Below are 5,941 nucleotides of genomic sequence, written 5' to 3'. Positions count from 1 at the left end.
ACGGTGTGCCGTCGCCGGTGTCCGTCAGCCGGTCACTTGACGGCGCCCGCCATCACACCGGAGACGAACTGGCGCTGGAAGGCGAAGAAAACCGCCAGCGGAATGATCATCGACAGGAACGCGCCGGGCGCGAGGACGTCGATGTTGTTGCCGAACTGCCGTACCTGACGCTGGAGCGCGACGGTGATCGGGGCACTCTCCGAGTCGGCGAAGATCAGCGCGACCAGCATGTCGTTCCACACCCACAGGAACTGGAAGATCCCGAGTGAGGCGATCGCCGGGGCGCCCAGCGGCATCACGACGCGGGTGAACAGACGGATCTCGCCCGCGCCGTCGAGCCGGGCCGCCTCCAGCAGCTCCCGTGGGATCTCCGCGAAGAAGTTCCGCAGCAGGAAGATGGCGAACGGCAGACCGAAGGCCACATGGAAGATGACCACGCCGATCGTCGTCTCGAAGATGCCGATCACGCCGAAGAGTTCCGACACGGGGACGAGCGCGACCTGCACGGGGACCACCAGCAGGCCCACCACGACCATGAACCACCAGTCGCGGCCGGGGAACTCCATCCAGGCGAAGGCGTATCCGGCGAGCGCCCCGATGACCACGACCAGCACGGTGGCGGGGACCGTGATCACCACCGTGGACAGCAGGGAATCGGTGATGGTCTCGTTCTGCAGCAGCCGTGAATAGTTCTCGGTGGTGATCTCGGCGGGGGCGGTGAACACCTTCCACCAGCCGCTCGCTGCGATGTCGCCGCTGTCGCGCAGCGAGGAGAGCAGGAGGCCGATGGTGGGCATCAGCCAGAACAGGGCGGCGAGGATCAGGAAGACGCGCAGCGCGCCGCCGCCCGCGGCGGCCGCGATCCGGGCGGCGACGGACTGCTTGGCCTTGACGGGGGAGCCGCTCTTCACCGCGGTGTCGCTCGTGCTCATCGCCGGGTCTCCCTTCGCATCCGCCGGACGTTGAAGAACATCACCGGCAGCACGAGCAGAAGCAGCAGCACCGCGATCGCGCTGCCGAGGCCCAGGTCCGCGTCGGTGCCGAAGGAGGAGCGGTAGAGCTGGAGGGCGAGGACGTTGGCGTCGTCCTGGGAGGAGCCCGGCGCGATGATGAACACCAGGTCGAAGATCTTCAGCACGTTGATCATCAAGGTGACCAGGACGACCGCGAGCACGGGCGCCAGCAGGGGCACCGTGATCCGCCGGAACACCTGCCATTCGTTGGCGCCGTCGACGCGTGCCGCCTCCAGGAGCTCGCGCGGCACGCTCGCCAGACCGGCCGCGATCAGCACCATGGCGAAGCCCGCCCACATCCACACGTAGCTGCCGATGATCGCCGGCGTCACCAGGGACGGGCCGAGCCAGTCGACGCCGTTGTACGGCTCGCGGAAGTTGTCGGCGGGCAGCCGCAGCAGCGCGCCGTCGGCGGAGGCCGGGAGGGTGAAGGTGCCGTCGGCGGCGGCACGGGTGTCCGCCACCACCTTGCCGTCCTTGACCGCCTCGATCTTGAGGCCCTTGAGCCCGAGCTCCTGGGTGTCGACGACGTTCGGTCTGCCGCCGCCGCCCCGGGTGAAGTCGAGCCAGGCGGTGCCGTGGATCTCGCCGTCGCCCGGCTCTGCCGCCTTGGCGGGTTCCGCGTCGGACGGCATCTTCGCGGGCGCCACGCCGACCAGCGGAAGCTGCACCGGTGTTCCGGCGGAGGCCGGCTCCTTGGTGACGAACGCACCGCCGCCGGCCGCCTCGAGCGGGTGCACCGGCAGGGGCCGGGCCCGCGGATATCCGGCCGACTCCTCGAACGTGTCGTGCACGCCCACCCAGACCGCGTTGGCCACACCGCGCTCCGGGTCCTGCTCGTAGACGAGCCGGAAGATGATGCCCGCCGCCAGCATCGAGATCGCCATCGGCATGAAGACGATCAGCTTGAACGCGGTGCCCCAGCGGACCCGTTCGGTGAGCACGGCGAATATCAGACCGAGGGCGGTGGAGACCGTCGGTGCGACGACGACCCAGATCGCGTTGTTCTTGACCGCGGTCAGGATGGTGTCGTCGGTGAAGATCTCCACGTAGTTGTCGAGCCCGGCGAAGCCGGCGCCGGACTGGTCGAAGAAGGACCTGTAGAGCGAGTACCCGATCGGGTAGACCACGAGCGCGCCCAGCAGCACGAGCGCGGGCAGCAGAAAGCCGGCCGCGACTAATTTACGTGTTCCTGTCACGCTCTTACGCTGACGCGCGGGGGGCGCCGGACGAGCCGGGCCCCCCGCTGTTACGGCAGGCACGGCCTCAGCTCTTGAACGCCTTGGCCGCTTCGGCCTCCAGCCGCTGCTGGGTGCCGGCGACGTCCTTCGGGTTCTTCAGGAAGTCCTGGAGGATCTTCCACTCGCCCTTGCCGGGCGTCCCGCCGAACGACTGCGGCATCTGGTCCGACATGTCGAAGCGGAAGTCGTCGCCCGCCGCGATCAGCGCCTTCGCGATGTCCCGCTGCACGTCGTTCGGGTACGCGGCCACGTCCAGCGACTTGTTCGGCGAGATGAAGCCGCCGGCCGCCGCCTGGATCGCCGCGGCGTCGGGCGAAGCCAGGAACGTCAGCAGCGCCTGGGCGCCCTTGCTGTCCGTCAGCGCCACCGCCGCGTCCCCGCCGGTCACCACCGGAGGCTCCGCGCCGACGGCCGGGAACGGGAAGACCTTCGCGTCCGTACCGATCTTCGCGTCGGTCTGCGCGATGTTGACGGTCACGAAGTCGCCCTCGAAGACCATCGCGGCCTTGGGGGCGTCACCGCCGCTGAACGTCTGGGTGACCGACGCCGGGAACTCCGTCTGGAGGGCGCCGTCCGTGCCGCCCGCGATCAGGTTCGGCTTGCCGAACAGCTCACCGAGGGTGGTGAGGGCGTCCTTCACCGACGGGTCGGTCCACTTGATCTCGTGCTTGGCGAGCTGGTCGTACTTCTCCGGGCCCGCCTGGGAGAGGTAGACGTTCTCGAACCAGTCGGTCAGTACCCAGCCGTCCGCTCCCGCGATGGACACCGGCGTGACACCCGAGGCGGAGATCGTCTCCGCCGTGGACATGAAGTCCTTCCAGGTCTTCGGCGGCGTGGCCCCGGCATTCTCGAAAACGGCGTTGTTGTACCAGATCAGGGACTTGTTCGCGGCCTTGTAGTACACGCCGTACTGCGTGCCGTCGACCGCGCCGAGGTCCTGCCAGCCCTTGGAGTAGTTCTTCGCCAGTTGCTCCTTGGCCTCCGCGCCGACGGGCTTGGCCCACTTGCGCGCCACCGCCTGCTGGATCGCGCCGACCTGAGGGAGCATCGCCACGTCGGGCGGGCTGCCGCCGGCGATCTTCGTGCCGAGGAAGTTGACGATCGGGTCCTGCGCGGGGACGAAGGTGACCTGCGCGCCCGTGCGCTTCTCGAACTCGTCCAGGACCTTGGTGAAGTTCTCCTGCTCCGGGCCGCTCCATACGGCGGCGACCTGGATCTTCTCGCCGTTCAGCTTGGGCAGTTGGACCGATGAGGGCGACTGGGTGCCCTTGGTCGGACCGCCGTCCCCCGGCTCTCCGCCGTCGCTGCCGCCGCCGCATCCGGTGAGGGCGAGAGCGCCGATCGCGGCGAACATCACTGCGGCCCTGCCCGTACGAAGAGTTCTGCGCATTACTGCCCCGTCTCTCCTGTGCGCTGCTTCCGACTGACCTGTTGCGCTGTCCCGCTGCGCCGGACCGGTTGTCCGGCGTCCCGTTGCCGGTTCGTGCCGACAGGTCTACGCCCGCGCTACGGGTGTCGCAATACCGCCCCCGGCCTCTATCACTCTTTCGTGATGCCCTCGTGACGTGATGTCAGGTCAAATGGCCCCAGCGCCGCCACTCAAGGATGAGCCGGTGTCAGCGGCCCCACCGGCGCCGCGTCCACCGACCGCGCGGCGCGCTCCAGCGCACTGGCGAGCAGCGCCAGGTCGGTCGGCCCGTTGCCCAGTTCCCGGACGGGGCGTCGGGTGGGTGGATCGCCCATCCGCTCCCACTCGAGCGGAACGACAGTGGGTCTCAAGGTGGCCGTACGCGGGATGCGCCCGGTCACCCGGCCGCTCTGGAACGGCGTGACGCGGCCGTCCGGATGCCCCAGCCTGCCCCGGCCCGGGGCGGGGTCTTCAGGGCCGGGCGCGACCGGCGGCGCCTCCAGCACGACACGCAGCCGCGCGCCCTCCGCCAGCTCCGTGTCCGCCGTGCGGTCCGGCCGCGACGACGTGGCCACGAGGTGGACGCCCAGGCGTGCGCCGTCCCTTGCCACCGCGTCCAGGGCCCGCACGACCGAACCAGCCGCCGGCCGGCCCGGGCTCCCCAGCGCCGGGGCGACCAGCGCGTCGAAGTCGTCGACCAGCACCACCAGACGCGGCAGCGGATCCGGTCCCTGGCTCCGCGTACGCCCGCCGGGACGGAGCCTGAGCGTCCCCGACGAGGGCGAGTCGATGTCGCCCCGCTGGTCGGCGGCTTCGGGTGACGTCCGCTGACCCACCATCCGGCCGGCGACCTCCCTCCGGGTGCGCCACTCGGCGAAGTCGGTGACGCCCGCCTCGTCCAGCACGGCCGCCCGGCGCTTCAGTTCCGCGCCGAGCGCCTGCGCGAACGCCCGCATCCGCACCGGGTCGCTGGCCACGAGGTGCTCGGTCACATGAGGCAGTTCGGTGCAGACGGCCAGCCCCTCGCCGCGCTCTCCGCCGGCCCCGTCGACCAGGAGCAGGCCGAGCCGGTCGGGGCGGCCCGCCGCGGCCAGCGACGCGGCGACCGAACGCAGCAGTTCCGTACGGCCGCTGCCGGCGGGGCCCTCGATCAGCAGATGCGGGCCCTCCTGCGCCAGGTCGACGGCGAGCGGGCCGCGGGGACCGGCGCCGAGGACGACGGTGCCGTCGCAGGCGGCCGCCCATCGCGCCATCAGCGAGGCGGGGGTGGCCCGTGCCAGCTCCAGCTCGTCCAGCAGGCGGGCGGACTGCGGCAGCACCGCCGTCCTGCCGGGCTGCACGCTCGAGCCCTCGGCGCGCAGCGGGGCGAGCGCCCGCCCGAACCGCTCCGCCCAGGCGGCGGACACCGCGTCGACCACGCCGACCGTGCCATGGCCCGCGGGCTGCCCGGAGGCGACCCGCATCAGACGCAGCGCGGTCGCCACGTCCCCGCTGAGCAGCGCCGCGGCCCCGCACTCACGGAAGGGCAGCGACGCGGCGCAGGCCGACTCGTAGGTGGCGGCGACGGGGGAGAGCGGGGAGGCGGCGGGCGTCTCCGCCAGGCAGATCAGATGGATCCCGGCGGCCTGGCCGGCACCGGCCAGGCGGGCGGTGGTCTCGCGCAGCACGGCCGAGCCGGGATCCCCGTCGACGATCACGACCGTCCGAGGGCCGTCGTGGCGTGCGGCGGCCTCGGCGACGGCCCGGGAGTCGGCGCTCGCCCAGCCCGTGCCGAGCGGGCCGTCGTCCAGGCGGCGCGTCAGCTCCGCGGCGCGGGCGGCGGCCTGGTCGCGGTCGTAGGCCAGCAGCAGCCGGCAGTCCTGGCCGTGGGCCGGGCGCAGATGCGGCAGCCAGCCGAGCCAGGACCACTCCGCCTTGCGCTCCTCCAGGGACCGGGCCCGGTCCGCGCTGATCAGCACGATCTCGAGTTCACCGGGCGAGTGCAGCGCCGCGAGCTGCGCCACGGCGGACCTGGCGAGGCCCGCGAGCCGCGCGCGCGGACCGGCGAGGCCGAGCGACCCGGCCTCCCTCAGGGCGACGGTCACGGGCACGGACGGCAGCTCGGCGCGGTCCGCCGTGCCGAGCCGGACGACGAGCGACTCGGGGTGCCGCGGGCCGCGCTCCCACAGCCTGGGGCCGGGGCCCAGCGCCGTGAGCAGCACGGCAGCCGGGTCGGGCCAGCTCTCGACGGTGGGCGCGGCCGAGCGGGCCGCGGGGCCGGCCGCGCCGCTCTCCTGCGG

General features: G+C 72.1%; 4 protein-coding genes. All 4 read right to left on the bottom strand.

Going from position 1 to position 5,941, the window contains the following annotated elements; genetic code table 11:
* Positions 1 to 32: 32 nt before the first annotated feature.
* Positions 33 to 932 (bottom strand): carbohydrate ABC transporter permease, encoded by a 900-nt coding sequence (locus ACWGH4_RS11050; protein WP_453458539.1) that lies wholly within the window; start codon positions 930 to 932, stop codon positions 33 to 35.
* On the bottom strand, positions 929 to 2,275 hold the full coding sequence (locus ACWGH4_RS11045) for a carbohydrate ABC transporter permease (protein ID WP_453458536.1): 1,347 nt from the start codon (positions 2,273 to 2,275) through the stop codon (positions 929 to 931). Before ACWGH4_RS11045 ends, ACWGH4_RS11050 begins: the two co-directional genes overlap by 4 nt.
* Positions 2,276 to 2,279: 4 nt before the next feature.
* A complete protein-coding gene (locus tag ACWGH4_RS11040) occupies positions 2,280 to 3,644 on the bottom strand; it encodes an extracellular solute-binding protein (protein WP_441265451.1) in 1,365 nt (454 codons plus the stop codon).
* A gap of 209 nt (positions 3,645 to 3,853) precedes the next feature.
* On the bottom strand, positions 3,854 to 5,941 hold a 2,088-nt coding region (locus ACWGH4_RS11035; RefSeq protein WP_453458532.1), incomplete at its 5' end, for an FtsK/SpoIIIE domain-containing protein.

The organism is Streptomyces sp. NPDC054847, assembly GCF_053610925.1.
This window is presented reverse-complemented; position numbering and strand designations above follow the sequence as displayed.

Excerpts from the sequence above, each read along its gene's own strand:
- ACWGH4_RS11050 (WP_453458539.1), bottom strand. The coding sequence starts at position 932 with ATGAGCACGAGCGACACCGCGGTGAAGAGCGGCTCCCCCGTCAAGGCC.
- ACWGH4_RS11040 (WP_441265451.1), bottom strand. The coding sequence starts at position 3,644 with ATGCGCAGAACTCTTCGTACGGGCAGGGCCGCAGTGATGTTCGCCGCG.